The 26829-nt window shown below is 73.7% G+C and carries 25 protein-coding genes and 1 riboswitch; of the genes, 5 read left to right on the top strand and 20 right to left on the bottom strand.

Annotated elements, in window-relative coordinates; all coding sequences use genetic code 11:
- Positions 1-77: 77 nt before the first annotated feature.
- The 4 genes from SM447_RS24485 to SM447_RS24470 all read right to left on the bottom strand — a co-directional run bounded on the left by SM447_RS24485 (position 78) and on the right by SM447_RS24470 (position 4073).
- Positions 78-1157: a DNA polymerase III subunit beta family protein gene (locus SM447_RS24485; RefSeq protein WP_474575205.1), complete on the bottom strand. Its 1080-nt coding sequence runs from the start codon at positions 1155-1157 to the stop codon at positions 78-80.
- Positions 1158-1256: 99 nt separating this feature from the next.
- A complete protein-coding gene (locus tag SM447_RS24480; RefSeq protein WP_474575204.1) occupies positions 1257-2447 on the bottom strand; it encodes a saccharopine dehydrogenase family protein in 1191 nt (396 codons plus the stop codon).
- A gap of 43 nt (positions 2448-2490) precedes the next feature.
- On the bottom strand, positions 2491-3642 hold the full coding sequence (locus tag SM447_RS24475; protein ID WP_474575203.1) for an alcohol dehydrogenase catalytic domain-containing protein: 1152 nt from the start codon (positions 3640-3642) through the stop codon (positions 2491-2493).
- A complete protein-coding gene (locus SM447_RS24470; RefSeq protein WP_474575202.1) occupies positions 3639-4073 on the bottom strand; it encodes a hypothetical protein in 435 nt (144 codons plus the stop codon). Before SM447_RS24470 ends, SM447_RS24475 begins: the two co-directional genes overlap by 4 nt.
- 223 nt (positions 4074-4296) lie before the next feature.
- On the opposite strand from SM447_RS24470, the gene SM447_RS24465 reads away from it, so the two are divergent.
- Positions 4297-7227, top strand: coding sequence for a LuxR C-terminal-related transcriptional regulator (locus tag SM447_RS24465; RefSeq protein WP_474575201.1), 2931 nt, complete (start codon positions 4297-4299; stop codon positions 7225-7227).
- Positions 7228-7325: 98 nt separating this feature from the next.
- On the opposite strand, the gene SM447_RS24460 is transcribed toward SM447_RS24465, so the two are convergent.
- The 4 genes from SM447_RS24460 to SM447_RS24445 all read right to left on the bottom strand — a co-directional run bounded on the left by SM447_RS24460 (position 7326) and on the right by SM447_RS24445 (position 9616).
- Entirely contained in the window at positions 7326-7874 is a 549-nt protein-coding gene (locus SM447_RS24460) for a DsbA family protein (protein ID WP_474575295.1), read from the bottom strand.
- A gap of 75 nt (positions 7875-7949) precedes the next feature.
- On the bottom strand, positions 7950-8639 hold the full coding sequence (locus SM447_RS24455) for a BON domain-containing protein (RefSeq protein WP_474575200.1): 690 nt from the start codon (positions 8637-8639) through the stop codon (positions 7950-7952).
- A 199-nt stretch (positions 8640-8838) separates the two neighbouring features.
- Positions 8839-9252 carry a hypothetical protein gene (locus tag SM447_RS24450; RefSeq protein ID WP_474575199.1) on the bottom strand — a complete coding sequence of 138 codons (414 nt, stop codon included), beginning with the start codon at positions 9250-9252 and terminating at the stop codon, positions 8839-8841.
- 214 nt (positions 9253-9466) lie between these two features.
- Positions 9467-9616, bottom strand: coding sequence for a hypothetical protein (locus SM447_RS24445; protein ID WP_474575198.1), 150 nt, complete (start codon positions 9614-9616; stop codon positions 9467-9469).
- Between the two features lie 362 nt (positions 9617-9978).
- Here SM447_RS24445 and SM447_RS24440 point away from each other — a divergent pair, with 362 nt between their 5' ends.
- Complete coding sequence (locus SM447_RS24440) at positions 9979-10344, top strand: STAS domain-containing protein (protein ID WP_099850669.1); 366 nt, start codon at positions 9979-9981, stop codon at positions 10342-10344.
- Positions 10345-10365: 21 nt separating this feature from the next.
- Here SM447_RS24440 and surE read toward each other — a convergent pair whose 3' ends face one another.
- The 6 genes from surE to SM447_RS24410 form a co-directional block, all read right to left on the bottom strand.
- Complete coding sequence (surE, locus tag SM447_RS24435) at positions 10366-11190, bottom strand: 5'/3'-nucleotidase SurE (RefSeq protein ID WP_474575197.1); 825 nt, start codon at positions 11188-11190, stop codon at positions 10366-10368.
- Positions 11187-12167, bottom strand: coding sequence for a 1-phosphofructokinase family hexose kinase (locus SM447_RS24430; RefSeq protein WP_474575196.1), 981 nt, complete (start codon positions 12165-12167; stop codon positions 11187-11189). The genes surE and SM447_RS24430 overlap by 4 nt, the downstream gene beginning before the upstream one ends.
- A gap of 229 nt (positions 12168-12396) precedes the next feature.
- Entirely contained in the window at positions 12397-13518 is a 1122-nt protein-coding gene (locus tag SM447_RS24425; RefSeq protein WP_474575195.1) for a coiled-coil domain-containing protein, read from the bottom strand.
- Positions 13519-13522: 4 nt separating this feature from the next.
- A riboswitch (cyclic di-AMP (ydaO/yuaA leader) is annotated at positions 13523-13654 on the bottom strand.
- 151 nt (positions 13655-13805) lie between these two features.
- The gene (locus SM447_RS24420) at positions 13806-14723 is read right to left on the bottom strand and encodes a cation diffusion facilitator family transporter (protein ID WP_474575194.1); all 918 of its coding nucleotides are present in this window, start codon (positions 14721-14723) and stop codon (positions 13806-13808) included.
- Between the two features lie 79 nt (positions 14724-14802).
- Positions 14803-16917, bottom strand: a complete 2115-nt coding sequence (locus SM447_RS24415) for a HelD family protein (protein ID WP_474575193.1) — start codon at positions 16915-16917, stop codon at positions 14803-14805.
- Between the two features lie 134 nt (positions 16918-17051).
- Complete coding sequence (locus tag SM447_RS24410; protein ID WP_474575192.1) at positions 17052-17975, bottom strand: alpha/beta fold hydrolase; 924 nt, start codon at positions 17973-17975, stop codon at positions 17052-17054.
- A 150-nt stretch (positions 17976-18125) separates the two neighbouring features.
- On the opposite strand from SM447_RS24410, the gene SM447_RS24405 reads away from it, so the two are divergent.
- Complete coding sequence (locus SM447_RS24405) at positions 18126-18773, top strand: carbonic anhydrase (RefSeq protein ID WP_474575191.1); 648 nt, start codon at positions 18126-18128, stop codon at positions 18771-18773.
- Positions 18774-18874: 101 nt separating this feature from the next.
- On the opposite strand, the gene SM447_RS24400 is transcribed toward SM447_RS24405, so the two are convergent.
- Complete coding sequence (locus SM447_RS24400) at positions 18875-19204, bottom strand: hypothetical protein (protein WP_309223601.1); 330 nt, start codon at positions 19202-19204, stop codon at positions 18875-18877.
- Positions 19205-19512: 308 nt separating this feature from the next.
- On the opposite strand from SM447_RS24400, the gene SM447_RS24395 reads away from it, so the two are divergent.
- Complete coding sequence (locus tag SM447_RS24395; RefSeq protein ID WP_164449338.1) at positions 19513-20004, top strand: DUF3145 domain-containing protein; 492 nt, start codon at positions 19513-19515, stop codon at positions 20002-20004.
- 63 nt (positions 20005-20067) lie between these two features.
- Entirely contained in the window at positions 20068-21801 is a 1734-nt protein-coding gene (locus SM447_RS24390) for a glycoside hydrolase family 3 protein (protein ID WP_474575190.1), read from the top strand.
- 140 nt (positions 21802-21941) lie between these two features.
- On the opposite strand, the gene fabF is transcribed toward SM447_RS24390, so the two are convergent.
- From fabF to SM447_RS24365, 5 genes are all read right to left on the bottom strand, one after another.
- The gene (fabF, locus tag SM447_RS24385) at positions 21942-23168 is read right to left on the bottom strand and encodes a beta-ketoacyl-ACP synthase II (RefSeq protein ID WP_474575189.1); all 1227 of its coding nucleotides are present in this window, start codon (positions 23166-23168) and stop codon (positions 21942-21944) included.
- A gap of 2 nt (positions 23169-23170) precedes the next feature.
- Positions 23171-23410: an acyl carrier protein gene (locus tag SM447_RS24380; protein ID WP_007072348.1), complete on the bottom strand. Its 240-nt coding sequence runs from the start codon at positions 23408-23410 to the stop codon at positions 23171-23173.
- Between the two features lie 83 nt (positions 23411-23493).
- On the bottom strand, positions 23494-24438 hold the full coding sequence (locus SM447_RS24375; protein ID WP_474575188.1) for a beta-ketoacyl-ACP synthase III: 945 nt from the start codon (positions 24436-24438) through the stop codon (positions 23494-23496).
- Positions 24435-25430: an ACP S-malonyltransferase gene (locus tag SM447_RS24370; RefSeq protein WP_474575187.1), complete on the bottom strand. Its 996-nt coding sequence runs from the start codon at positions 25428-25430 to the stop codon at positions 24435-24437. Before SM447_RS24370 ends, SM447_RS24375 begins: the two co-directional genes overlap by 4 nt.
- Before the next feature lie 78 nt (positions 25431-25508).
- Positions 25509-26756: a PucR family transcriptional regulator gene (locus SM447_RS24365; protein WP_474575186.1), complete on the bottom strand. Its 1248-nt coding sequence runs from the start codon at positions 26754-26756 to the stop codon at positions 25509-25511.
- Between the last annotated feature and the right edge of the window lie 73 nt (positions 26757-26829).

Raw genomic sequence — 26829 nt, 5'->3', positions numbered from 1 at the left:
TACGCCTCCGTCCGGGCTCGGGTGAACCTCCAGATGCTACCGTCGCGCCCGAATCGCCCCGCCTCCCGCACCCGTTCTCAGAGTCTGATCGGCATCAGGATGGAGAACGCGGCCGGATCGTCGGGCCGACGGATGGCCAGTGGCGTGACCGGGTCGTTCATCTCCAGCACCAGGCGCGGGCCGCCCGCCGCGTCCAGCGCGTCGAGCAGGTACCCGCCGTTGACGCCGACCCGCAGCTCTGCGTCGGCCGGCCCGACCAGCTCGTCCGGGCCGAGCAGGCGCAGCGCGTCCGGACCGCCCAGCCCCAGCACGGTCACCGGCAGCGGGACGCCCGCGTGTTCCCGGGTCACCGTGGGCGCACCCGAGCGCAGCGCGCTGACCAGCCGGGGCGCGTCCACCGGTACGCGGCGGACCGGTCCGTTGGTCACCGCCGGCAGCAGGGCACGGTAGTCCGGGAAGTCGTACGGCAGGGTCGTGGCCCGCAACCGGCGTCCGGCGACGTCGGCGACGACCTGCCGACCGACCAGGGTCAGTCGCGCCTCGTCGGCCCCCGAGGCACCGGCCAGCCGGCGCAACCGGTCGACCGCGGCCACGGGCAGCAGCGCCCGCACCGCCGGACCGCGTACCGTCGCAGCGGCCGTCGCCACCGCCAGCCGGTGCCGATCGGTCGCCACCAGCCGTACGCCGTCGTCGGCCACGTCGAGCAGCACGCCGGCCAGCCCCGGCAGCGCCGGGTCGGTGCCGACCGCGAACCGGACCGCGTCGACGGCGGCGGCCAGGTCGTGTCCGGTCAGGGCGAGCCGGGTGGCTGGCGGGACCTCGTCCGCCGCGAGCAGACCGCGGATCCGGACGACCTCGCGGCGGGTCTCGGCCAGCCCGTCGGTCAACCGCCGCAGGTGCGCGTCGAGCAGCCGGCGCACCACCTCGGGTTCCGCCCGTACCGCCCGGGCGATCTCGGCCACCGGCAGGCCGATCCGGCGTAGCCCGGCCACCAGGCGGGCCGGCGCGACCTGGTTTTCGGCGTACCAGCGGTACCCGGTGGCCGGATCGACCCGGGCCGGGACAAGCACTCCGGCGGCGTCGTAGAACCGCAGCGCGCTGACCGTCAGCCCGCTGACGCGGGCCAGCTCGCCGATGCTGCGCAGGTCACTTTCCACGCCGGTGATCCTGCCCCCTCACCCTGGTCGAGGGTCAACCCCGGCAGGCGCGGCGCGGTGACGGCGGTGTTAAGCGGGCCCCCTGTTCTACCGCAGGCGTCAAGAGGGGGCCCTTCCTTCATCCAGGACCCGGAAGGTGATGCCGGCGGCGGTGAGACGGTGCAGCAGAGTGTCGCCCATCGCGGTGACCGGCGTGACCTGACCCGAGGTGGCCGGCAGGTCGTCCAGCGCCAGGCAGAGCGCCGACTCGGCGAGCATCTTGGCGGTCTCGTCATAGCCGGGATCGCCGCCGGCCACCTCCGTCACCACCCGACGTCCACCACCGACGCCGACGAACCGCACCGAGAACCACGACTTCGCCCGCTGTTCGGCGCTCGGCCCCTGCCCGGAGGCGAGCCGGCCGAGCAGCCAGCGCCGGGTCGGTGGCAGCTTCACCAGCCCCACCACGGCACCGAGCCCCGCACCCGCGGCCAGCACCGTCGGCAGCCGCCGCACGGCCGCGAAGTGCCGGTAACGGAAGTCCGGACCGTACTCGGGACGGGCCGCCGCCGAGCGGCGGACCACCTGCGGGTCGATGGTCGGCAGCGGCACCGCCCAGACGGGCAGGTCCCGGGAGCGGGCCAGCCGGCCCGGCACGGCCCGGACCCGTCGCCCGGCCGGGCGGGTCTCGGCGGCGCGGCGTTCGCGGGCCGCCCGCGACGCCTCGGCGGTACGCGAGAAGGCGGTCAGCGCCGAGTGGTACGTGCCGGCGGAGAAGCGCCCACCCGCCCGCACGTACCCGTCCACCGTGATCGGCACGTCGGAGGGCAGCTGTTTGACCGTGAACCAGACGCCGAGGTCGTGCGGGACCGAGTCGAAGCCGCAGGTGTGCACCAGCCGCGCGCCGGTACGTGCCGCCTCGGCGTGGTGGCGCAGGTACATCCGGTCGACGAACTCCGGTTCGCCGGTGATGTCGAGGTAGTCGGTGCCGGCGGCGGCGCAGGCGGCCACCAGCGGCTCGCCGTGGTGGACGTACGGACCGACGGTGCTGGCCACCACCCGGGCGTCGGTGGCCACCGCCCGCAGCGAGGCCGGGTCGGTGACGTCGGCGGTGAGCAGCGGCAATCCGGTCAGCGACGGGTCGATCGCGACCAGTTGGTCACGGACAGCGGCCAGCTTGCCGGGGTTGCGTCCGGCGATCGCCCAGCGCAGCCCCGGTGGCGCGTGCCGGGCCAGGTAGCGCGCGGTGAGCCCACCGGTGAAACCGGTCGCCCCGAAGAGGACCACGTCGTAGGAGCGTTGGGCAGCCATCCGGCGATCATGCCATCGTCGGCGCCGGTCCGCCCGGTGCCGGTCAGTGCGGGGTGAAGACCGCGCGTACGCACTCCTCGGGTCGGTCCCGGAACAGCGCGTACCCCTCGACGGCCCGCTCCAGCGGAAAATGGTGGGTGGCCAGGTGCTCGGTACGCAGCTCGTCGCGGGCCATCCGGTCCAGCAGCATGGGGATGTGACGCTGGCCGTGCTGCCGCCCGCCGCGCACCGTCAGTCCCTTGTGCACCACCACGCCGACCGGGTACGCGTCGACGTGGCGGGCACCGCCGTTGAGGACGAACACGGTGCCACCCTTGCGGCAGGAGTGCACCGCCTCCCGGACCGCGTCCGGTGCCCGGGCGCGGCCGGTGAACCGGTCGGCGAGTGAGCGGTGTTCCCCCGCGGGGCCGCCGACCGCCTCGACGCAGACGTCCGGTCCTCGTCCGCCGCTGAACTCCAGCAGTTGCGCCGCGACGTCGGTCTCCCGTCGATCGATGGTCTCGGCGCCGACGTGCTGCCGCGCCATCAGCAGCCGGGCGGGGTGCCGGTCCACGACGACCACCCGCTCGGCCCCGAGCAGCCAGGCCGCGCGGGCGGCCAGCTGGCCGACCGCCCCCGCCCCCCACACCGCCACCACGTCACCGGGACGCACCGCACCTGCCTCGGCGCCCAGCCAGCCGGCCGGTGCGGCATCCGAGGCGAACAGGGCCCGGTCGTCACCGACGGACTCCGGCACCGGGAACGCCCCCACGTCGGCGTACGGCACCCGCACGTACTCGGCGTGGCTGCCGGCGAAGCCACCGGCGGACCGGGGCTGGCCGAAGCAGCCGGCCACCGGATGGCCCCACTCCGCCTCGCTCGCGGCCGGCTCGGCGCTGCCGTTGTCGCAGCACGACGGCTGCCCACGCCGGCAGTACCAGCAGGCACCACAGGCCACCGAGGCGCAAACCACCACCCGGTCGCCGACCCGGTGCCGCCGTACGCCCGCGCCTACCTCGACCACGTCACCGAGGAACTCGTGGCCGAGCACGTCACCGCTGGCCAGACCCGGTGCCTGCCCGGTGAGCAGCGGCAGGTCGGCGCCGCAGGTGGCACTGCGCCGCACCCGGACGATCACGTCCTGGTCGTTGCGCAGCTCCGGATCGGGCACCTGGCGTACGGCCAGCTCACCGCCGGTCCAGCAGAGCGCTCTCACTGCGGCGGCCCGTCCGTCGGTGGCCGTCGGGAATCGACCGGCACCGGCCCGCGCTCTTCGGGCGCCCGGTCGGCGCGCAGCACCTCACCGGCCTCGATGAGCTGTTTGACCTGCCACAACGTCCGTCGCACCAGCAGGTCCGGGTCGTCGCCCACCAGGTGCGCGAAGAGCCCGGGCCAGGCCGCGTGCGGCCGGGGCCGGGCCGCCAGTTCGGTGCCCCGCCCGCCCGGTGCGCGCGCCACGGCGACCTCCACGGCACCGTCGAGCCGGCGCAGCGGCTCCGGCCAGACGGCGGCGGGAAGCACCTGCTCCGGCGGCCGGTCGACCGTCACCACCTGCCAACGCCCCGGGCGTCCCTCGGCGCGGGAACGTCGCCGGGCGACGGCGGTACGCCCGGCCCGTGCCGCCGCGACCCCCAGAGCGCCGGCCACCGCGACAACTGTCCCGACCCGTCCCACTCGTACCTCCGGCTCCCGCTCCCGGCCGTTCCGCCGCCCGCGAATCGAGCACGCGCGACGCCTCCGCCCAGCTCGCCGCCATCGTCACCGCCGGCCGGGTGAACCCGGTTCCTCCGGAAGGGGTGAACTGTCCCGGGTCGGGTAACCGCCCGCCGCAGGACCGGGGAGGAAGCACGCGTCCGTGGGGGTGGGCCGGATGCCGGATCAGCGCAGCACCGTCCGGGCCGAGGCGGCGGTCCGTGCGCCGGCCGGCCCGCCCCTGCTGGCGTCCCGGCTGGCACCCGCCGTGCCGCCCGAACCGGTGCTCCTGCGGCCCCGGCTGGCCCGGTTGCTCGACGAGGCGGTGACCCGCCCGGTCACCCTGCTCCGGGCACCCGCGGGCTGGGGCAAGACCACCCTGCTCGCCACCTGGATCCGGGCACTCCGGGAGGCCGACCCGCAGGCCCCGACACCGGGCTGGGTGTCGGTCGAGATGGGTGACGATCCGGACCGCCTCTGGTCGTACCTCGGCGCCGCGTTGCGCACCGTCGCGGACCCGGCGGAGGCACCGCTGCCCGAGCGGGCACCGCGCCCGGACGAACTGGAGGTCCTCGCCGCCGCCCTGGCCGCCCGGGAGAAGGCGGTGGTGCTGGTCGTGGACGACCTGCACCGGATCACCGAACCGGCGGCGTTGGCCGGGCTGGAATTTCTGCTACGCCACACCGAGCAGCGACTGCGTCTGGTGGTGGCCGGGCGTACCGCCCCTCCGCTGGCGGTGCACCGGTTGCGGCTGGCCGGGGAGTTGACCGAGATCGGCCCGGACGACCTGGCCTTCACCGACGACGAGATCGCCGACCTGCTCACCGCGCACGGCGTGGCGGTGCCGGCCGCCGCAGTGGCGCTGCTGCGGCAGCGCACCGGCGGTTGGGCGGCCCTACTGCGATTCGCCGCCCTCGCCCTGCGCGACCAGCCCGATCCGGAGCGCTGGATCAGCCAGCTCGGCGCGGACCAGCCGGAAATCGCCGGCTATCTGCGCGCGGAACCGCTGGCCGGACTGGAGCCGGCGGACCGGGAGCTGCTGCGCCGCGCGTCGGTCGTCGACGCTGTCTGCGCCGGTCTCGCCACCGCGCTCAGCGGTGACCCGGACGCCGAGGAACGCCTGAACGTTCTCGCCGAGGACAGCGGCCTGCTCCACCACGACGGCGGTCGACCGGCCTGGTACCGGTGCCAGCCGCTCCTGGCCGACCTGCTGCACCGCGAGCTGGTCCGGCTGCCCGCCGACGAGCTGCGCGAACTGCACCTGCGAGCGGCCGGCTGGTACGCGGGCAACGGTCGACCCGGCGACGCGCTACGCCACGCGCTCGCCGCCGGTGACTGGACGGCCGCCACCGACCTGTTCGTCAGCAGCTGGCCGGAGCTGGTGCCGTACGACCGGCCGGGGGCCGGGCCGGTGCCCACGCCGCCTCCGGCGGAGGCGGTCGACCGCGACCCCGAACTCGCCCTCGCCTGCGCCGCCGAACGGGCCCTCGACGCCGACACCCGGGCGGCCGCTTCGTACCTGCGGCTGGCCACCGGGCAGGCTCGGCGGCTGCCGCAACCGCGCAGGTCCCGCTTCGGGCGGTTGGTCGCCGCGGTCGAACTCAGCCTGGCCCGCCTCGCCGGCGATCCGCAGACCGTACGCGCCGCCGCCACCCGCCTGCTCGCCACCGGCGGTCACCCGGCCGGCGACCCGAAGGACGCCGATCGGATCGCCACGGGTGGTGACCTGGCGGGCGAACCGAAGGGTGCCGATCGGGTCGCCACCGACGGTCAGCCAGCGGGCGGGTCGGAGGACGTCGATACCGCCGACGGGCTGCCGGCCGACGTCGCCGCGCTGCGCGGCGGCCGGGCAGCCGTTCCGGTGGATGCGACGGCGACGAGGGCCGGCAGCGGTGTCGCCGGGACGCGGGGCCATGCCGGAGAGGACGCCGACGTGCGCGCGGTGGCCGGCACCGCGCTTGCCCTGCTCGCCCTGGACGCGGGCGACCTGGTCGGGGCGGTGGCCGGCTTCGGTGCGGCGTTGGGCGCCGCCCGGGAGGCAGGACGCCCGCGTACCGAACTGGTCTGCGCCAGCCGGTGGTCCCTGGTGGCGGCGCTGCGCGGGGAGCTGCGGGCCGCCGAGGAGAGGGCCCGCGCGGCGCTGGCCCTGCCGCCCTGCCAGGGCTGGGCGGCGCTGGTCGACTGCGGGTACGCCCACCTGGCGCTGGCGGTCGTGGCGTTGCACCGGGGCCAGCCGGTGGAGGCCGAGGCCCATCTGGGGTTGGCCGCGTCGGCGGGTGGGGAAACGGTGGCCGCGACGGTGGCCGGCTGGTGCCGGGCGCAGCTGCGCTACGACGAGGGAGACCTGACCGTCGCCCACCGGTTGCTGGTGGAGGCCCGTGACGGGTGGGGTGCTCGCGACGGTGAGCTGGGGTCGTGGCTGCGTGCCGCCGAACTGGACCTGCACGGTGCCCGGGGCGACGCGCAGACCGCCAGGGAACTGGCCGGTGACCGGCCGTCCGGGCCGGTGACCGGGGCGGCGGTGTCCCTGGCCGTCGCGGCGGCCCGGGCCGAACTGCGGGCCGGTGATCCGCGCGCCGCCGGGCACCTGCTGCCGGACTGGACCGCCGCGTCGGCGGCGGAGTGGCCGCTTCCGGTACGTCTGGACGCCGCGCTGCTGGGCACGGTGCTGGCCCTTCAGGCCGGCGACGACCGGCGGGCCGGCCGGACGTTGGAGCAGGCCCTCGACCTGGCGGCACCGGAGGGCTACCGTCGCCCGTTCATCCGGGCCGAGCCGGGGCTGCGGGAACTGCTCGCCGCCCACCTCGACTCCGGCACCGCGCACTGGTCACTGGTGAGTGACCTGGTACGCGCCGTCGACGCGCCGGCCACGGCGGCGGGTGGCCCGGCCACCGTCGATCCGGCGGCGTCGCTGGACGAACCGCTCACCGAGCGGGAGCTGACGATCCTGCGTTATCTGCAGAGCATCCTGTCCAACGTGGAGATCGCCGCCGAGCTGTCGGTCTCCGTCAACACGGTCAAGACCCACGTCCGCAACATCTACCGCAAGCTCGACGCCACCCGGCGCCGCGACGCCGTCCGCCGCGCCCGCCAACTACGCCTCATCTGACCCGACCAGCCACGCCCACGCCCACCATCTCGGCGATCATGAAGTTGTTGCGCCCTCAACCTGGCGTGTCGGGACAACAACTTCATGATCAACGGGGATCAGGGGGTGGTGGTGGCGTCCACGGCGGTGAGGAGGGTGGCCAGGTCGAAGTCGCCGTCGTGCCGGACGTCGTTGACGAAGAGCGTGGGAGTCGCGTCCACGCCGCTGCGGATGGCACCGACGAAGTCGTGCCGGATCCGGTCGCCGTGGGCGTGCCGTCCGATCTCCGCCTCCATCTCGTCGACGGGCAGGCCGAGCTGTTCGACACCGAGCGTCAGGTGCACCGGGTCCAACTGGTCCTGGTGCTCGTAGAGCCAGTCGTGCATCTCCCAGAACCGGCCCCGCCGCCCGGCGGCCTCGGCGGCCTCGGCGGCCCGTTCGGCGTACGGGTGGATGTTGGTGATCGGGAAGTGGCGGTAGACGTGGCGGACCGTGTCGGAACGCTGCCGGAGCAGCTCCTTCAGGTTGGCGTGGGCGAGGCCACAGAAGCGGCACTGGAAGTCGCCGTACTCCACGATCGTCACCGGTGCGCCCAGCGGACCACGGACGTGGTCGTGTTCCGTGACGGGTGTGCGGAGTCGCGCAGTGACCTGTAGGGGCGTGGTCAGCCGATCGGTCATACCCCCCAGCCTGCGGTCGGGCCGGGTGAACGTGGCTCACCCGGCCCGGGTGGTTCGGGCCGGTCAGCGGAGCACCGGCGCGACCGCGATGTGGTTCTGCACCTCACGGATGCCGGGGGCGGACCAGACCACCCGTTCCACCTCGGCGCGTTCGGGCATCGAGTGCACCAGTCCGCCGAGCAGCACCGTGTCGCCGTGTACGCGTACCGTCACCTGTTCCGCGTCGGTGGCGCGGTTGCGGGCCAGCGCGTCGACGATGCGCCTGGCCAGGACGCCGCCGTCCGGGCGTACCGCCGGTCGGACGGTCATGCCGTTGCTGACCCCGCGAACCCCGTTCAGCTGGCCAACCGCCTGTTCGGCGGCGCGCCGCTGGTACTCCCACTCGACCTCGCCATGCAGGGTGACCCAGCCCTGCGAGACCGTCACGTCGAGGGCGTCGACCGGCACGAACGCCTGCCACTGGAGCGCGTGCTGAACCGCTGCGGCGATCTCCGGATCGGTGTGTTCGGCGCCGGTGACCAGCCGCACCGCGAGATCGTTGGCCACCGCCCGTACCTGCGTGACCCGGTGTGCGGCACGCTCGGCCGCCCACTTCTTGGCGTAGCTGTCCACCCGCCCGGTCAGCGTCACCACGCCCTCGGCGACGGTCACCCCGATCTCGTGCGGCCGGACCCGGGGCTCCCAGTCGAGTTCGTCCAGCACCGCGGACCGGATGTCCTGGTCGGTGCGGTTGATCGTCGAGATGCTCGCCATCGGTCGCTCCCTTCTCACCAGAGATGGCGGGAACCGGAGCGCCGCCCACACCCGCAGCGGCGCGGGCGGGCAACCAGGTCCGCTGGCACGAGCCTGGTGGTGGTCCGGGTGATCCGACGTCACCCGCATCGGATGACCGGGGCCAGCACGACGGGCCCCGTCCGACCGCACTGGCCGGCGGGGCCCACCGCGGGGTCCGTCAGTTGCCGGGGTTGGTCGGGTCGGCGGGGGAGTCGGGCCGGTCCACGTCGACGAACTCGATGTCGTCCAGGGCCCGGTCACGGCTGCCGGCGGCCCGTGCGGCGGTGCCGGCCGCCCAACCGATCGCGGCGCCGACCAGGGCGGCGCCGATCAGCAACGTCCAGGGCAGCGCCGGCCGGCGGCCGGCGAGGGCGTCGAAGGCGCGGCTCGCGCGGTGGCGGGCCTCCTCGGCGGCCGACTCCACGAGGTCACCGGCGTCACCGGCGAAGCCGACGGAGCTGTGCCGGGCGGTGCGGGCGGTGTCGCGGATGCTGTCGCCCGCGTTGTTCACCGCCGAGACGAGGTGATGCCACGCCTGGTCCGCGATCCGCTCCGGCTTGCTGCGGCGCTCCAGCAGATTCGTTCCGAACATGGTGGTTCCCTCCTCGACAGTGCCGGAGCCGGTGGCCACCTCACTGGCGGCGGCGCTTCCCGACCGTGGCGGTTCGCATCGGAGGCTGTGCCCGCACCGGCCCGGCCGCAAACCACCAGAGCCTCCACCCGCCCCGAAGGCCACTCGTACGCGTCGCGTTGGCGCTGGCCCGGCGGCACGTCCGCGAACCGGGTCGACGCGCGCGACCGCAGGGTCAGCGGGCGACGACCGCTACCACCGCAGCACGGGCGAAGTCATCCTCATCGTCATCGCCGTCGTCATCTCCGCCGCCGCCGAACCCGCAGGCCAGCACGAGGGCGAGCAGGGCGCCGACGCCGGCCAGCTGGGCCAGTCTCCGGATCATGATGCGGTCCTTCCGTCGATGGGTCCCCGTGAGGCTGAGCACACGGGGTCACCCGGTGATGCTAGGCACACCACGCGAACGCCGCATGCCGAGCGCAGCTCAGAGCCGGTTGCGGCGGGCACGCCGGACAGCGGTGAGACACGACGTGGTGGCGCCGGCCCGCTACGCTGGACCAGCGGCGTCGGCGGCGGCTGAGCGCTGTGCAATAAGACCAATAAGTACGGATAAGGGCGATTTGGCGCGTCCGTGTCCGTGAATTGCTCATCCCGAGGGGTGGCGACCGAGGCAGTTGAAGGAATACTGTCGGTCGCGGCCCGCGTACTGATGAGGCGCCCGTCGTACGGGCGAGTGGAGGTGCTCGCGTGAGCCTGTCGATCCTGCAGACGGTTCGGCCCGGTGGTGTCATCGAGATCGCCCCGAGGGGCGAGATCGACGTCGACACCGCGTACGAGGTGAAAGAGGCCATCGCCGAGGTGCTGGCCAAGGGGCGGCCGGCCCGGATCGAGCTCAACATGCGGCTGGTCACCTTCATCGACTCGGTAGGCATCAGCGCCATGGTCGCCGGCTTCCAGACCGCCGAGGTCAGCGGTGTGAAGCTGGTCGTCACCGAGCCGAGCCGGTTCGTGCACCGGCAGCTCTGGGTGACCGGCCTGCTCGGCCTCTTCGGCGCACCCGAGCCCTACTACGCCGGCGCCGCCACGGCGCCCGAGGTGCTTCCCGGGGCCTGACCGGCGCCGGGATCGGCCCGGTCAGTCCCCGTCGAGGTTGGAGAGGTCCACGTCGGCCACCTCGGTGACCGCCCGGACCGCGGTCACCGACGCGTATCCGTCGGCGAGCAGGGCCAGGTCCGTGCCCGGCTGCACCGACTGGCCGGGCTCCTCCAACGAGGTACGCACGAAGCCGTGCCCCGACTCGGCGACGGTCATCTGCACCTGGCCGAAGGTCGCCAGGCTGGCCCGGCGTACGCCCCGCAGTCGTGCGAGCGGCAGATCGGGCGAGTTGACGTTGAGCACGCTCTCCGTCGGCCCGGCGGTCAGCCGGGGCAGCAGGTCCAGGGCGACCCGGGCCGCGGTGGCCCAGTTGCGTTCCGCGTCGCGTACCCGGGCGGCGGCTGCCACGGCCGCGCCCCCGCTGGCCGCGGTGGCCTCACCGGCCGAGAGCACGTCCAGCGACACCGCCATCGCCCGGCAGCCGTTGGCGGCGGCGGTGAAGGCGGCCCCCACGGTGCCGGAGTGCAGCACGGCGCGTCCCGCGTTGGCGCCCCGGTTGATTCCCGACAGCAGCACCGACGGCGGCGGCCCGAACGCGCCGTGCACGGCGATGAGCGCGATGAATCCGGGCGAGCCGCCGACGCCGAACGCCGGCACCCCGTCGAGCTCCGGCAGCGGATGCTCGCGGACCACCACCCGCCCGTCCTCCTCCAGGGCGCTCATCGCAGCGCTGGTGCCGCTCGCCTCCTCCAGTGGGGCGGCCACCACCACGTCCAGGCCGCGGTCGACGGCGGCCCGGGCCAGGGCCTGGATGCCGGGCGCGGCGATCCCGTCGTCGTTGGTGATCAGCACCCGTAGCGTCATCGGTCACCTGCCCGTTGGGCCAGTTCGTCAGGGGTGGTGCGCTCCTGCGGGCGGCTGCCCGCGGGCTCCAGCCGGACCCGGTCGACGAGGCCGTTGATCGAGTCGAGTCGGCCGGTACCGAGGCCGTGCCGAGTGACGTTCAGCGCGCCGGCCGCCGCGCCGGTGCGGATCGCGGTGCGGACGTCGCCACCGCGGGCCACCACCGCGGCCACACCGGCGGTCATCGAGTCGCCCGCACCGCGTGGGTCGGCCGCCTCCAGCCGCGGCATCCGCACCTCGAACACCTCTCCGTCGACCAGCGCCAACGCGGGCCGGTCGGCGCGGCTGACCACCACGTTCTCGGCGCCGGAGGCATGCAGGTCGTACATGGCACGGGTGAGCTGTTCCTCGTCGTCACCCTCCGCCCGCCCGTCGGCGACCAGTTCCTCGTGGCTGATCTTGAGGAAGAAGACCCCGCTCTCCAGGACGGCGGTGAGATGCTCGCCGCAGAGGTCCACCACCACCCGGCCGCCGTTGGCGCCGAGGTCGGCGGCGAAGCGCCGGTAGAGGTCGGCGGGGACGAGTGAAGGATGGTTCGGTCCGCTGAGCACGCTCACCGGGGCCCGCAGGCCCTCCCCGAGCGCGAGGTTATACAGCTCGTCGAGTTCGTGCCGGCTCAACGGCTGGCCGATCACGTCCACGATCTCCCGTCGGCTGCCCTCGCGACGGTCGTGCACGTACCCGCCGGTGCCGCCGGAGTCGCGGGCCACGACCTTGAGGTCGACCCCCTCGCTGACCAGCAACGGCTCCAGGACCTGACCGATCTCGCCACCGAGCGCCGCGCAGAGCACCACGTCGACGCCGAGGGAGAGCACCATCCGGGCCTGCCACACTCCCTGGCCGCCCGGGTGCAGATGCAGCTCCGGGGCGTCACTCGGCTGGTCGACGGTGACGGTCAGCAGCGGGGTCGGCGCGAAGACCATCACGTGACCGCTCATCGCCGCACCCCGCCGTGGTCCGTACCGACGTTGAGCCTGGTGATCCGCTCGCTGCGCTCACTCATGCACGTTCCTCCCGTTAACGGAGCAATGTCCGCTTCCTGGTACGACCGTAACCGTGCAGACGTGTCGGTGCGCGCCGAAGGGACGGTGCCCCGCTGGCGAAGGGTGGAAACGCGGCACCGGGCGAACCGTCCGTGCAGGACGGCTCACCCGGTGCCGTGGCGGATCAGTAGACCGACAGGTGTACGTGGTTGGTGTGATCGCTGGACGGGTCGCCCCGAGCGCCGCTGTACGACTTCCAGCCACTGCTGGGTAGCCAGATCTGCCTGTACCAGATCACGTAGAGCACGGCGAGCCGGTCGGCGTTGTTGACGAAGTACGCCGCCAGGTTGTTGCCGTAGGTCCGGTCGCCGCCGGTCGCGTCTCCGCCGAAGCCGTTCTTCTGGGCCGCGAAGTCGCAGGCCCGGCCCTTCGGGTGCTCACCCGAACCGCCGGAGCGGTAGCAGGAGACGTACCGGGTGAAGCCGGCCGACTTGGCCTGGTTCAGCGCGTGCAGGGTGCGCGGGGTGATGCAGCCGTTGGCCGGGGTGGGGTCGTTGACGCTGCACGACTCCGCCGGCCACGACCCGTCGGAGTTACGGGGCGCGGGCTTGGCGGTGGGGCTCGACCCGCCGCTGCTGCTGCTGTTGCTGCTGCGCGTCGGTGCGCGGTTGGCGCGCTCGGCGGCCGCGGCGCGCTCGGCCGCCTCGTCCCGCTCGATGGCCACGGTCAACGCCCGCTCGGCCTGTTCCTTGCGCTTGGCCATCACTGCCACCTGCTTGCGCTGCTCCTGGACCTCCACGTCCAGCGCCTGCTTGGTGGTGCTGACCTCGTCGCGGGCGGCCTGGAGTTCGCGCAGTGCGCGATCCTCGTTGGCGGCCACCGCGTCCAGCGCCGCCGCCCGGTCCATGAACCCGGCGGGTGATCCGCTGTTGAGCAACGCCGACGCGGCGCCCAGCCGGCCGGTGCGGTACGCCTGCGCGGCGATCTCGGCGACCTTGGTGGTGCGCTCGGCGAGCTGGCTCTCGGTCGTCTTGAGCTGCTCGGCGAGCTGCTTCTGCCGCTTGACCGAGCGGTCGAGCGCGGTCTTGGCGTCGAGGTAGCCCTTGCTGGCGGCCTCCAGTTGGGCCCGGAGCGCCGGGGTGCCGCCCTCGTCGTCCACGTCGTCCGGGGCCGCCGCACGCAGTCCCTGCGGTGCCGCGGCGGCGGGGGCGAAGGGGGCCAGCGCGACGCCGAGGATGAGGGCGAGCGCGGCGGCGATCAGGGCCGCCGTACGGGCGGCCGGTCTCACGGTTGCCACTGCTGGCATGCACATGTCCTTCCGTCAGCCGCCGACCGGGTTAGCTGACGGGTTCGGGACGGAAGATCCCTACCGCTGACGCGGATGCACCCCAGGAACATGGTTCCCCGGTTCGCCCTGGCGGGCGATTAGGCGGCGGCCGCCGCCGGCACCGGTGGGTGCCGCCTGGCGGAGGCCGGGTCCGAGCCTACCGGTGCCTACGTGACCGGTGCAGCTGGTGTTACTCGTGGTGTTGAGTTGCTGACTAGTAAAGCAGGTCAAAGCCGGCAATAAGCCCATTTCTCCAGGCCGCACCGTCACCACTGCACCGTCCCGCAGTCTCCGGGATCCGTTCGCGGCTCGATCTGGAGGGTCGCGTGCTCGATCTGGAAGTCCTCGTGCAGCGCGGCGCGGGCGGCCGCCAGCACGGCACCGACGTCCGTGCCGGGGCTGATCGTCAGGTGCGCCGAGGCCACCTCCATGCCGGAGGTCAACGTCCAGACGTGCAGATCGTGGACGCCGGCCACCCCGGGAACCGTGGCCAGCCGGTCGTGCACCGCGGTGACCTGGAGGTGTTCCGGGGCGGCCTGGACCAGGATGCGTACCGCCGCCCGGCCCAGCCGCCAGGTCCGGGGGAGGATGAACGTGGCGATCCCCACCGCCACCAACGGATCGGCCCACCACCAGTCGGTTACGACGATCAGCAGGGCGGCCGCGATCACGCCCAGCGAGCCGAGCAGGTCGGCCAGCACCTCCAGGTAGGCCCCGCGCAGGTTGATGCTCTCCCGGGCCCCGGGGCGCAGCAACGCGAACGCGGCGACGTTGGCGAACAGGCCGAGTGCCGCCACCACCAGTACCGGGCCGGCGACCACCTCGGGCGGATCGTCGAACCTGCGGACCGCCTCGACCAGCACGTACACCGCGACGCCGGAGAGCAGTACGGCGTTGGCCAGCGCCGCGAGCACCTCCAGCCGGTAGAGGCCGAAGGTGCGTTGCGGATCGCTGTCGGTCCGGCGGGTGGCGGCGATGGCCGCGAGGGCCATCCCGATGCCCAGCACATCGGTGAACATGTGCCCGGCGTCGGAGAGCAGAGCCAGCGAACCGGTCCGCAGGGCGGTCGCCGCCTCGATCAGCATCAGCGTGCTGAGCAGGGCGAACGCCGCCCACATTCGGCCGGAGTGGCGGTGTGCGGCGTTCGACACCGCGGCGTGGTGGTGGTCATGGCCGGAGCCCACCCAGACACCTTCCGTCGTCCGCCGGTCCGGGGAAGGATCTATGCCGACATCGCTATGTATGCATTCTTGTGCGGTCGGCTCAACCGGTCGGGTCGACGGTGGTCAACCGCTGGGTCGCCCGGGACAGTGCGACGTAGAGGGTACGGACGCCCGCGCCCGGCTCCGCCCGGATCTCGCCCGGGGCCACCAGCACCACACCGTCGTACTCCATGCCCTTGGCCTCCAGGCTGGTCACCACCTGCAGCCGCTCGTCGCCGATCGCGCCCAACCAGGTCGCGACCTGATCCCTGCGGGGCACCGGAGTGATCACGCCGACGGTGCCCTCGACCTTGCCGAGCAGGGCGCAGGCGGCCGTCACGACGGTGGCCTCCAGCTCCTGTGCCGGCACCACCAGCTGGACCGGGTCGATCCCGGTGGAGCGGACCGCGACAGGCAGCGCGAGGTCCGGGTACACCCGGCGGATCTCGGCCGCCGCCACCGCGAAGATCTCCGCCGAGTTGCGATAGTTCGTGGTGAGGGTGAACCGGTGCCGGCGACGGCGGCCGAGCGCCTGGTCACGGGCCCGCTCCAACTCCTGCGGGTTCCCCGTCCAGGCGGTCTGCGCGGGGTCGCCCACCACGGTCCAGGACGCCAGTCGTCCACGCCGGCCCACCATCCGCCACTGCATCGGCGAGACGTCCTGGGACTCGTCGACCACCAGGTGGGCGTAGTCGCGGTAGTCCTCGGGACGTTCCCGGGCGGCCTGCCGGGCAGCCCGCTGCCGGTCGGCGAAGGTGCTCAGCTCACGCACCCCACCGGCGAGTTGGAACGGATCCCGCTTCCTGCGGGCGGGGCGCATCGGCTTGCCGAGCAGCGCGTCCAACTCGTCCAGCAGCGCGACGTCGGCGACGGTCGGACCGTGCACGGCCAACTCCCGGTACGCCGCGCCGAGCAGCCGGATCTCGGCGCCGGAGAGGATGCCGCCGGCGTACCGGCGCAGCCGCTGCGGATCGGCCAGCCAGGCGAGCACATGCCGTGGATGCAGCCGTGGCCACCACGCCTTCAGGAAGTCGCGGAAGTCCGTGCGGTCGATCAGCTCGTCCTCGAAGGCGCGCTGCTCGGGCAGGCCGGCGATGCCCAGCTGGCGGGCCTGCGACCAGAGCGCGGCGAGCACGCCGTCGAAGCCGGCCCGGCGCACCTCGTTACGACGGGCGCCGCGGGGCAGCGCCCGGTCCCGGATGGCGTCCAGCTCGGCCCGCTCCAGCCGGAGCAGCTTGCCCCGGTACAGCAGGCGCAGCTCGGTCGGGGAGTCGGGCACCGCGTCCCGGGCCGCCCGCTCCAGCACCCGACGCATCCGCAGCGAACCCTTGACGGCCGCGACCTCCGGCGGGTCGGTGCGGGTGGCGGTCACCCCGGGGAACAGCGTGCCCAGCGAATGCAGGGTGGCGGTGTCCTCGCCGAGCGACGGCAGCACCGAGGCGATGTACTCGACGAAGACCGAGGACGGGCCGATCACCAGGATGCCGCCGCCGGCGTACCGGCTGCGGTCGGCGTAGAGCAGGTACGCCGCACGGTGCAGCGCCACCGCGGTCTTGCCGGTGCCCGGGCCACCGGAGACCAGGGTCACCCCCGAGCCGGGGGAGCGGATCGCCTCGTCCTGCTCGCGCTGGATGGTGGCCACGATGTCGCGCATGCCGCGACCGGTGGTCCGGGACAGGGTGGCCAGCAGCGCACCGTCGCCGACGACCGGCATGTCCGGCGGGGCGGCGTCCGGGTCCAGCAGGTCGTCCTCGATGCGGGTGACCCGCTCACCGCTGGACTGGATCGTCCGGCGCCGGACGACACCCAGCGGCTCGGCCGGCGTCGCCCGGTAGAACGCGGCGGCGGCCGGGGCCCGCCAGTCCACCACCAGCGTGGTGGCGTCCTCGTCGCGGATCCCGAGCCGCCCGACGTACAGGGTCTGTCCGTCGCGCAGATCGAGCCGGCCGAAGACCAGCCCCTCGTACTCGGCGTCGAGCAGGTGACGTCGCTGAGCGGCGTGGAAGACCATGGCGTCGCGCTCGACCAGCGCGCCGAAGGTGCCGACCCGGGCGAGCCGGTAGCCCTCCCGCTCCGCGCGAACCGCGGACCGGCGCAGCTCGGCCAGTCGCGCGTACACCCGGTCGAGATGCCGTTGTTCGGCGGCGATCTCCTGATCCAGGGTGCTCTGGTCCACCGCTCGCTCTCCTCGTGACGCCGCCCGGCCAACCGCACGAGATTACGCCCCACGTCCGAGGGTGTTTCTCCCGGATCTTCGCCGGCCGGCGACGGCCCCCTGCGAAAGGGCACCTCGGCCGGAGCGGGCGGCGGTCAGTGGTGCACGCGCTGCCGGGCCGGGAGGGCGTTCAGGACCTGGCGCAGCACACCGGCCAGGGCGGCGTTGACCTCTTCGGGACGCTCCATCATCAGCATGTGCCCGGCCCCGGGGCAGACGGTCAGCTCGGTGGCCGGCAGGGCGGCGGCGATCGACTCCGCGCACGGCGGCGGGGTGAGGCGGTCCCGGTCGCCGACCAGCGCCGCCGCCGGCAGGTGCGCCAGTTCGGCCAGGGTGGCCAGCCGGTGCTGGGTGCCGATGGAGGCCCGGAACCCGCCGATGGACCGCAGCGAGGCGCGGGCCACCGCCGAGGTGACCAGCCGAATGTCGGTGGGGTCGCAGCGGTCGCCGAAGAGCATCCAGCGGATGCTCGGGCGCAGCGCCCGCAGCAGGGCCCGGGGCGGTCGCCAGGAGCCGCAGCGGGCCAGTACCCCGGCCCCGGTGGTCTCCGCCAGCCGGATGATCCGGGCGATCCGGGGCGAAAGTCCGTAGACGGTGTGGGTGTGCCCCTCCGCGGTGGTGGAGATGAAGACCAGGCCGGCGGTGCGTCGCGAGAAGTGTTCCGGGTGGCGGTGCGCGTACTCCATGATCGTCATGCCGCCCATCGAGTGGCCGACCAGCATCACCGGCCCGGTGGGGGCCACCGCGTCCAGCACCGCCGCCAGATCGTCACCCAACTGGGCCAGGGTGGCCGTGGGCAGGGCCATGCAGCTGGAACGGCCGTGCCCGCGCGCGTCGTAGGTGACCACCCGGACCGAGCCGAACGTCTCGCGGAGGGCGGTCAGCTGCCGGTGCCAGCTACGTCCGTCCAGCGTCCAGCCGTGCAGCAGCACGGCGGTGACCTCGGCGTCGGTCGGGCCGTCGGTCTCCACGTGCAGGCGTACGTCGTCGCCCAGCCGTACCTCGGTCGGTTCCGGCATCAGCCACCTCCCCACGGCGCACGGATGCGTAACACCGGGGATACCCGGTGGTAACACCGGCTACCCGCCATGACAACACGCGAACCATGCTGTTGAGAAGATCTCGTCGATCGGCCCCGCGCCGAGGGCGGCCCCGGCCAAGCTTGGAGCATGGCGGTGACGGGTGGGATACCGGCAGGTCCGACGCTCGTCGGGCGGGCCCCCGGGGGCACTCCCCGCGCGGCCCTGGCCGAACTGCTTGCCGGCAACCGGCGCTTCGTCAGCGGCCAGCCGGTGCACGGCCACGACGTGACCGCGGCGGCCGCGACCGCCTCCGGCGACCAGCAGCCGTACGCCGTCGTCCTGGGCTGCATCGACTCGCGGGTGCCGCTGGAGGCGATCTTCGACCAGACCTTCGGCTCGATCTGCGTGATCCGTACCGGGGCGCACGTGCTGGACCGGGCGGTGCTGGGATCGATCGAGTACGTGGTCGAGGTGCTCGGCGTACCGCTGGTGATGGTGCTGGGGCACGAGCGCTGCGGCGCGGTGCGGGCGACGGTCGAGTCGATGCGCACCGGCCGGCGTCCGGAGGGTGCGCTGGCCCATCTGGTCGACCGGATCGCGCCCGCGGTCGCCCAGGCCGGTCTGGACGATCCACAGGTGGTGCCCCTGGCGGTCCGGCGGCACGTGGCACGTACGGTGACCACGCTGCGCGCCGACCCACGGCTGGCGCCACCGGTCGGCGCCGGCCGGGTCGCGGTCACCGGGGCCCTCTACGACCTCGCCACCGGCGAGGTGGCCCTGCTCGACCCGCCGTGACCGCACCTCGGGCGGCGCAGGTGGGAGACGCGCGAACGCCCGCCGGGTGACCCGACGGGCGTTCACTGGTGGTACGGAGAGGGCGCGTCGCCCTCGGCGGATCAGGCCTCGAAGACGCCGGCCTCGACCAGGCGCTTCTCGGTGGCGTCCCAGCCGTCACCCGGGTGAGCGGCGTTGAGACCGTTGATCTCCGCCCGGATCTTGGCGGCGTGACCGGCGGCGGCCAGCACCCGGATCTCCTCGATGAAGGCCTCGGAGTCGGTGCGCAGGTGCGCCGTCTTGCCGTTGGTCAGGTTCCGCACGTAGGCGTGCTTGCCGCCGTTGAGCGGGATCAGGTACTTGAACTCGCCCAGCACGCTGAGGGCGCCACCCTGGCCAGCCTGGCCGGCCCGGACTGACGCGCGCGCGGTCTTAGAGGTGTTGCTCGCCACGGAGGTACTCCTTGCAAGACGTACGGAGGACGGAACGTCCGGGGGCTGTTGCGGGCGGCGCCATCTGAGGCGAGACCCGCGGAGGCTTACGCGGCACAGGCCGCCGATGGAACTGTACACGACCCACGATGCCGGCTGGTCATCGCGGCGTCACGAGGTGGAACCGCGGTCACCTGTCCGGGTATTCCGGGCGGCGGATTTTCCGATTCCCTGGCGTACCATCCGTCACACCAGTCATCATGTGTTGCACAAGCCCGGGTCGGGCGAGGTCGTAGGGGAAGACGCACCTCGCACTCCGGGAGGTCACCGTGCCAACGCGTGGCGTCGTATACGTCCACTCGACCCCGCTCGCCGTGTGTTCACACGTCGAGTGGGCGATCGCGCGCGTCCTCGCCGCGCCGGTCAACCTGCAGTGGACGGCCCAGCCCGTCGATCCTGGCGCCCGCCGGGCCGAGTGCGGGTGGTCCGGTCGCCCGGGGACGGGCGCCGAGCTGGCCGCTGCCCTCCGGCAGTGGCCGATGATCCGTTTCGAGGTCACCGAGGAGCCCAGTCCGGGGGTCGACGGCGAGCGCTTCATGCACGTGCCGGGCCGAGGGCTGTTCCGGGCGACCGTGGGCGCTGCCGGGGACATCCAGCTCGGCGAGGACCGGTTGCGCAGCATCATGGCCGGTGCGCGGGCACCGGAGGCTCTCGCGCACGCCCTCGACAAGGCGCTCGGCACCGCGTGGGACGCCGAACTGGAGCCGTACCGCCACGCCGGGGACGGTGCGCCGGTGACCCTGCTCACCCGGGTCGGCTGACCGCCGGTGCCCTCGGCCGCGCCGGCAAGGTCGAGTTGCCCCGGTACGCGGTGAGCTGGTGGGATGGTCCGCGTGTCGACTACCCCTCGGCGCGTCGCCGCCGCGCTCGTCCTGGTGACCGCGCTGCTCGTCGCCGGCTGCTCCGGGGCCGGCCAGCGTCCCGGGTCGAGCCCCGCCCCGACCCCGGTCACGGAGTCCGCGCCGCCGCCGTCGAGCACCCCGCCGGAGGACCCGGCCACCCTGGCCGCCAACCTGGTCGCCGAACTCGCCGACGAGGATCTGGTCGGCCAGGTGCTGATGCCGTACGCCTACGGCGACCAGGCGACGAAGGTGTCGGCCGGCTCGGTGGCCGGCAACCGGGCGCTCGCCGGGGTGGACACGCCGGCCGAGATGATCGAGAAGTACCGGCTCGGTGGGCTGATCCTGGTCGGCTTCAGCGCGGACGATCCCACCCAGGGCAACCAGGAGACCACCAACGTCGACAACCCGAAACAGGTCCGCAAGCTGACCACCGGGCTGCGCGAGGCCGCCGGGCGGCTCCCCGCCGGCACGGCACCCTTCCTGATCGGCACCGACCAGGAGTACGGGGTGGTCACCCGGATCACCGACGGCGTCACCATGCTGCCCAGCGCGCTCGGCGCCGGAGCCGCCGGTGACCCGGAGCTGACCGAGGCCGCCTGGCGCGCCGCCGGCACCGAGCTGGCCGCCATGGGGGTGAACGTGGACTTCGCGCCGGTGGCCGACGTGCTGGTCACCCGCAGCACCGTGATCGGCTCCCGCTCGTTCGGCTCCGATCCGCAACGGGCGGCCGAGCAGGTCGGCGGCGCGGTACGCGGGCTGCAGTCCGCCGGCGTGGCCGCCACCCTCAAGCATTTCCCGGGCCACGGCCACAGTGCCGTCGACTCGCACAAGGACCTGCCCGTGCTCGGTCAGTCCCGCGGCAAGCTGGCGGCCGAGGCCTGGCCACCGTTCAGCGCCGGCATCGAGGCCGGGGCGCTGGCCGTGATGTCCGCCCACCTCGACGTGCGTTCGGTCGACCCGGGCGTGGCCGCGACCTTCTCGTACAAGCTGCTCACCGAGGTGCTGCGCGGGGAACTCGGCTTCCAGGGCGTGGTGATCACCGACGGAATGAACATGCCGCCGGCCCGCCGCTTCGAGCCGGGCGAGGCGGCGGTGCGGGCGCTGAAGGCCGGCAACGACCTGATCCTCATGCCCCCGCACGTCGGGCAGGCGTACGACGGGCTGTTGACCGCGCTGCGGGACGGCACGCTGCCCCGGACCCGGCTGGTCGAGGCGGCCACCCGGGTGCTGACCATGAAGTTCACCCTGGGCGACGCGCCCGCGCCGAAGCTGTCCACGGTGGGCGCGGCGGCGCACCGTGAGGCCGCCAACGCGCTGGCCGCCGGAGCGGTCACCGCGCTGCGCGGGCGGTGCGACACCACCGGCATCCGTGGTCCGGTCACCGTCACCTCGTCGGGCGGGCGGGCGCACACCCGGGCGGCGTTGACCGAGGCGCTGACCTCGGCCGGGGTGAAGGTGGTGCCCAGCGGCGGAACGATCGTCCACCTGGTCGGCTACGGCGACGGTGCCGACGACCTGCGGTCCGACGCCGCCGTCACCGTCGCCATGGACACCCCGTACGTGCTCGCCAGCGCGACCTCGCCGACGCTGCTTGCCACCTACTCGTCGAGCCGAGCCTCGATGACCGCGCTCGCCGACGTGCTTGCCGGCAAGGCCGCCCCCCGCGGACGCTCCCCGGTCAAGGTCCCCGGGCTGCCCGCCACCACCTGCCGATAGCCGAGACGCCTCAACGGGCCAGCCGATGGCAGGTTGAGAGCCCGGAAACACGACGCGGCCCCGCCGACGCGCGGTGACGTCGGCGGGGCCGGTGCGTGTTGTCCGGGACGTCGCGCCCCGGGCTGTCCCGTCTCGGCTGGTCAGACCCGGGTGAAGACCAGCGCCACGTTGTGGCCGCCGAAGCCGAACGAGTTGTTCAGCGCGGCGGGCACGTCCATGTGCCGGGCCTTGTTGGCCGCCACGTCCAGGGTGAGACTGTCGTCCGGGTCGTCCAGGTTGATCGTCGGCGGCACCACGCTGTCGCGGATCGCCAGGATGGCGGCGATCGACTCCAGCGCGCCGGCCGCGCCGAGCAGGTGACCCGACATGGACTTGGTGGCGGTGAGCACCGGGTGGTCGCCGAGGGCGGTCCGCAACGCGGTGATCTCCGCCACGTCGCCCACCGGGGTCGACGTGGCGTGCGCGTTGACGTGGGTGATGTCGGACTTCGCCACGTCCGCGTCGGCGATCGCCTTCGCGATCGCCCGGATCGCGCCGGCGCCCTCCGGGTGTGGCTGGACGATATCGAAGCCGTCGGAGGTGATGCCGGCGCCGGCGAGCCGCGCGTACACCCGGGCGCCCCGGGCCGCGGCGTGCTCGGCGCGTTCCAGCACCACGATGCCGGAACCCTCGCCGAGGACGAACCCGTCGCGCCCCTTGTCCCATGGCCGGGAGGCACGCTCCGGTTCGTCGTTGCGGGTCGACATGGCCCGCATCGAGGCGAAGCCGGCGATCGGCAGAGGGTGGATCACCGCCTCGGTGCCGCCGGCCACCACCACGTCGGCGCGGCCGGCGCGGATCATGTCCAGGCCCAGCGCGATCGCCTCGGCACCGGTGGCGCAGGCGCTGGCCACCGAGTGCACGCCCGCCTGCGCCTTGAGTTCGAGGCCGACCCAGGCCGCGGGGCCGTTGGGCATCAGCATGGGCACGGTGTGCGGGGAGACCCGGCGGGGGCCGGAGGCCTCCAGGATGTCGTCCTGGGCGAGCAGGGTGACCGCGCCGCCGATGCCGGAGCCGATGCTCACCCCCAACCGCTCCGGGTCCAGCCCGGAGTCGGCCAGCCCGGCGTCCGCCCAGGCCTGGTGTGCGGCGATCAGTGCGATCGCCTCGGAACGGTCCAACCGACGCAGCTTCACCCGGTCCAGCAGGGTGGCCGGGTCCACCGCCAGTTCGGCGGCGATCCGGACCGGCAGCTGCGCGGCCCACTCCTGGGTGAGGGGTCCCACCCCGGAGCGGCCGGCGAGCATGGCGTCCCAGGTCGACGCGACGTCCCCGCCCAGCGGGGTGGTCGCGCCGAGCCCGGTGACGACGACGTCGATGCGACTCATGATCAGGACTGCGCCTCGATGTAGCTCACGGCGTCCCCGACGGTCTTGAGGTTCTGCACCTCGTTGTCCGGGATCTTGACGCCGAACTTCTCCTCGGCCGCCACCACGACCTCCACCATGGAGAGCGAGTCGACGTCCAGGTCGTCGGTGAAGGACTTCCCCTCAGCCACGTCGTCCGGGTTCACCCCGGCAACCTCTTCGAGGATCTCGGCGAGGCCGGCGGTGATCTCGTCACGGGTCATTGCGGTGGGTTCCTCTCATCGGGTTCTCTCGACGGGGCGGCGACGCCACCCGTCGCTCCTCGGCGCCGCGCGCCGTGGGGGTATCAGGGGCAGCGGACGACCTGCCCGGCGTAGGTCAGGCCCCCGCCGAAGCCGAACAGCAGCACCGGGGAGCCCGAGGGCACCTCACGGCGCTCCACCAGCTTGGACAACGCCAGCGGAATGCTGGCCGCGGAGGTGTTGCCGGACTCGACGATGTCCTTGGCGATGATCGCCTGCGGGATGTTCAGTCGCTTCGCGATGCCGTCGATGATCCGTGCGTTGGCCTGGTGCGGGACGAAGGCGGCCAGCTCCGACGGGTCGACACCGGCGCGTTCGCACGCCTGCAGGGCCAGCGGTGCCAGCGCGGTGGTGGCCCAGCGGAACACCGTCTGGCCCTCCTGGGCGACGTACGGGCGCCAACCCTCGATGCGTACCGCGTCGCCGCGCTCCGGCACCGAGCCCCAGACCACCGGCCCGACGCCGGCCGGCTCGTCGGCCGCGGCGGCGGTGACCACGGCCGCGCCGGCACCGTCGCCGAAGATGATGCAGGTGGAGCGGTCGGTCCAGTCGGTGAAGTCGGAGAGTTTCTCCGCGCCGATCACCAGGGCGTTGCGCGACGCACCGGCGCGGATCGCGTGGTCCACCGTGCCCAGCGCGTACGCGAAGCCGGAGCAGGCGGTGTTGACGTCGTACGCCCCGGGGGCGTTGATCCCCAGCTTGGCGGCGACCCGGCAGGCCACGTTCGGGCTGCGGTCGATCGAGGTGCAGGTGGCGACCACGACCAGGTCGATGTCGGCGGCGGTCAGGCCGGAGTTGGCCAGCGCCTTGTCGGCGGCGGCCGCGGCCATGTCGGCGACCGTCTCGTCACCGGCGATCCGGCGGGTCACGATGCCGACCCGGTCGCGGATCCACTCGTCGTTGGTCTCCACCAGTTGGGCGATCTCGTCGTTGGTCACCACCCGGGACGGCTGGTAGTGCCCGAGGGACAGGATCCGGCTGCCCGTCATGACGAGGCCTCCCCAGCGTCGGTCTCGTCGCGAGACGTGTGCGGACTGTTTCCGTCGACCGGCCCGCCCGCCGTCGTGCCGTGCCGTGCGATCAGATCCCGGGCGGCGGGCAGGTCGTCGGGGGTCTTCAGGGTGACGATCTCCGGCGCGTTGGCGCCGGCGAGCTCGCGCTTCACCAACCCGGCCAGCGTGCCGGCGGGCGGCAGCTCGATCACGCCGGTCACGCCGAGGTCGGCCATGGTGGCCATGCACAGGTCCCAGCGGACCGGGGCGGTGACCTGGCGGACCAGTCGTCCGAGCAGTTCGCGGCCGTTCTCGACCGCCGTCCCGTCGAGGTTGGACAGCAGGATCCGCTCCGGGTCCCGCGGGGTGATCCCGGCGGCGACGCCGGCCAGCGCCTCCTCCGCCGCCCCCATGTACGGAGTGTGGAACGCCCCCGCCACCTGCAACCGGACGACCCGGGCCCGCTCGGGTGGCTCGGCGGCCAGCTTCTCCAGCCCATCGAGCGCACCGGCGGCGACAACCTGGCCACGGCCGTTGCGGTTGGCGGCGTGCAGCCCATGTCCACCGATGGCGGCGAGTACCTCGTCCGGGTCGCCACCGAGCACGGCGGCCATGCCGGTCGGCTCCAGCGCGCAGGCGGCCGCCATCTCCCGGCCGCGTACGCCGGCGAGGGTGATCGCCGCGTCCGGTGGCAGCGCACCGGCCAGCGCGGCCGCGCCGAGTTCGCCGACGCTGTGCCCGGCGACCAGCGTGACCTCCCGCATCGGCAGATGCTCGGCGGCGAGCAGCGCCGCCGCGACCAGCAGCGGCTGGGTGCGTGCGGTGTCGCGGATCTCGTCCGCGTCGGCGGCGGTGCCCAGGTGCACCAGGTCGACGCCGGCCAGCGCGGACCACGCACGCAGTCGGGCCTCGGCGTCGGTCAGGTCGAGCCAGGGGGCCAGAAAGCCAGGTTTCTGGGCGCCCTGGCCGGGGCAGAGTACGGCGAGCACGTCTATGACTCTCCTGGATACCCATGGGTTGCGCTGTGCCGGCTGGCACCAAACCGCACTAGGTCAGTTGGAGGGATCCTACAAAGACTGACGTTGGTCATCACCATGCTGTGATCTTTTACTAACCGGTGGGGCCAATGTCTGGGTCGGAACCACCGGATCGAGCCGGCCGACGGTCAGCGCGACCCGCAGGGCGAACGCGTCCCGGGGCGCCAGCGGGCTGAACCCGGTCACCTCCGAGATCCGCCGCAGCCGGTAGCGCACGGTGTTCGGGTGCACGTACAACGCCCGGGCCGCGCTCTCCAGCGTGCCGCCCGCCGCGAAGAAGGCGTCCAAGGTCTCCAGCAGCTCACCGCTGGCGCGGACCAGCACCGCGTACACGTCATGGCGTAGCCGCCGCCGGGCCTCGGCGTCGCCGGCGAGAGCCCGCTCGGGCAGCAGGTCACCGGCGTGCACCGGGCGGGGGGCCGCCGGCCATGCCGGCGCGGCCCGGTAACCGGCCAGCGCGGCCCGGGCCGACTCGGTCGCCTCGTCCAGGCTCGGCACCGCCGGACCGACCACGACCGGTCCGTCGCCGAAGGCGGTGAGCAGCTTGCCGGTTGCCGCGACCGGGTCGGCCGCCCCACCGAGCACGATCACCAGACGGTCGCCGTGCACCCCGCCGATCACCTCGACCCCGATCCGCCGGGCCTGCCGGTAGACGGTGTGCAGCACGGCGGCGACCTCCCCGCCGGGGGAGGGGCCGACCGCCACCGCCACCGGCGGCGCGTCCGTCCAGCCGAGCGCGGCGGCGCGGCTGGCCAGCACGTCCGGCGAGTCGCCGCGCAGCAGCGCGTCCACCAGCAGGGCCTGTAGGCGGGCGTCCCAGGAGCCGCGCGACTCGGCGGCCCGGGCGTACACCCGGGCGGCGGCGAACGCGATCTCCCGGGAGTACCGGAGCACCGCCTCCCGCAACTGCGGCTCCTCACCGGGGGCGGCGAGATCGCCGACCTGCTCCTCCACCACGTCGATGGTCACCTTGATCAGCGCGACGGTCTGCTGGAGGGTGATGGACCGCGCCAGCGCCTGCGGCGCGGTGGCGAACACCTCGTCGGAGACCTCCTGGGTGCCCTCGCCGGCCGCGCCGTCGGAGCGCAACCACTGGACCAGGGAGCGGGCGCCGGCCTGGGCGACGAGCATCACCCACGAGCGCTGATCGGCCGGCAGTTCCCGGAACCAGGGCAGGGTCTCGTCCATCCGGGCCACGCTCGCGGTGGCCAGCGCCCCGGCCGCCCGCTCGATCCGGCGCAGCGTGGCCGACAGGTCCGTGCCGCCCGACTCGCTCACCCGCCTAGCCTGACATGGCCTGACCTGGTTCTCGACGGCAGGCTGCGGGGATCCCCACCGGCGGCTGGTGAAC

Source organism: Micromonospora aridisoli (assembly GCF_056150025.1).
Note: the sequence above shows the minus strand (reverse complement) of the source record. Positions and strands in the feature narration are given on the sequence as shown.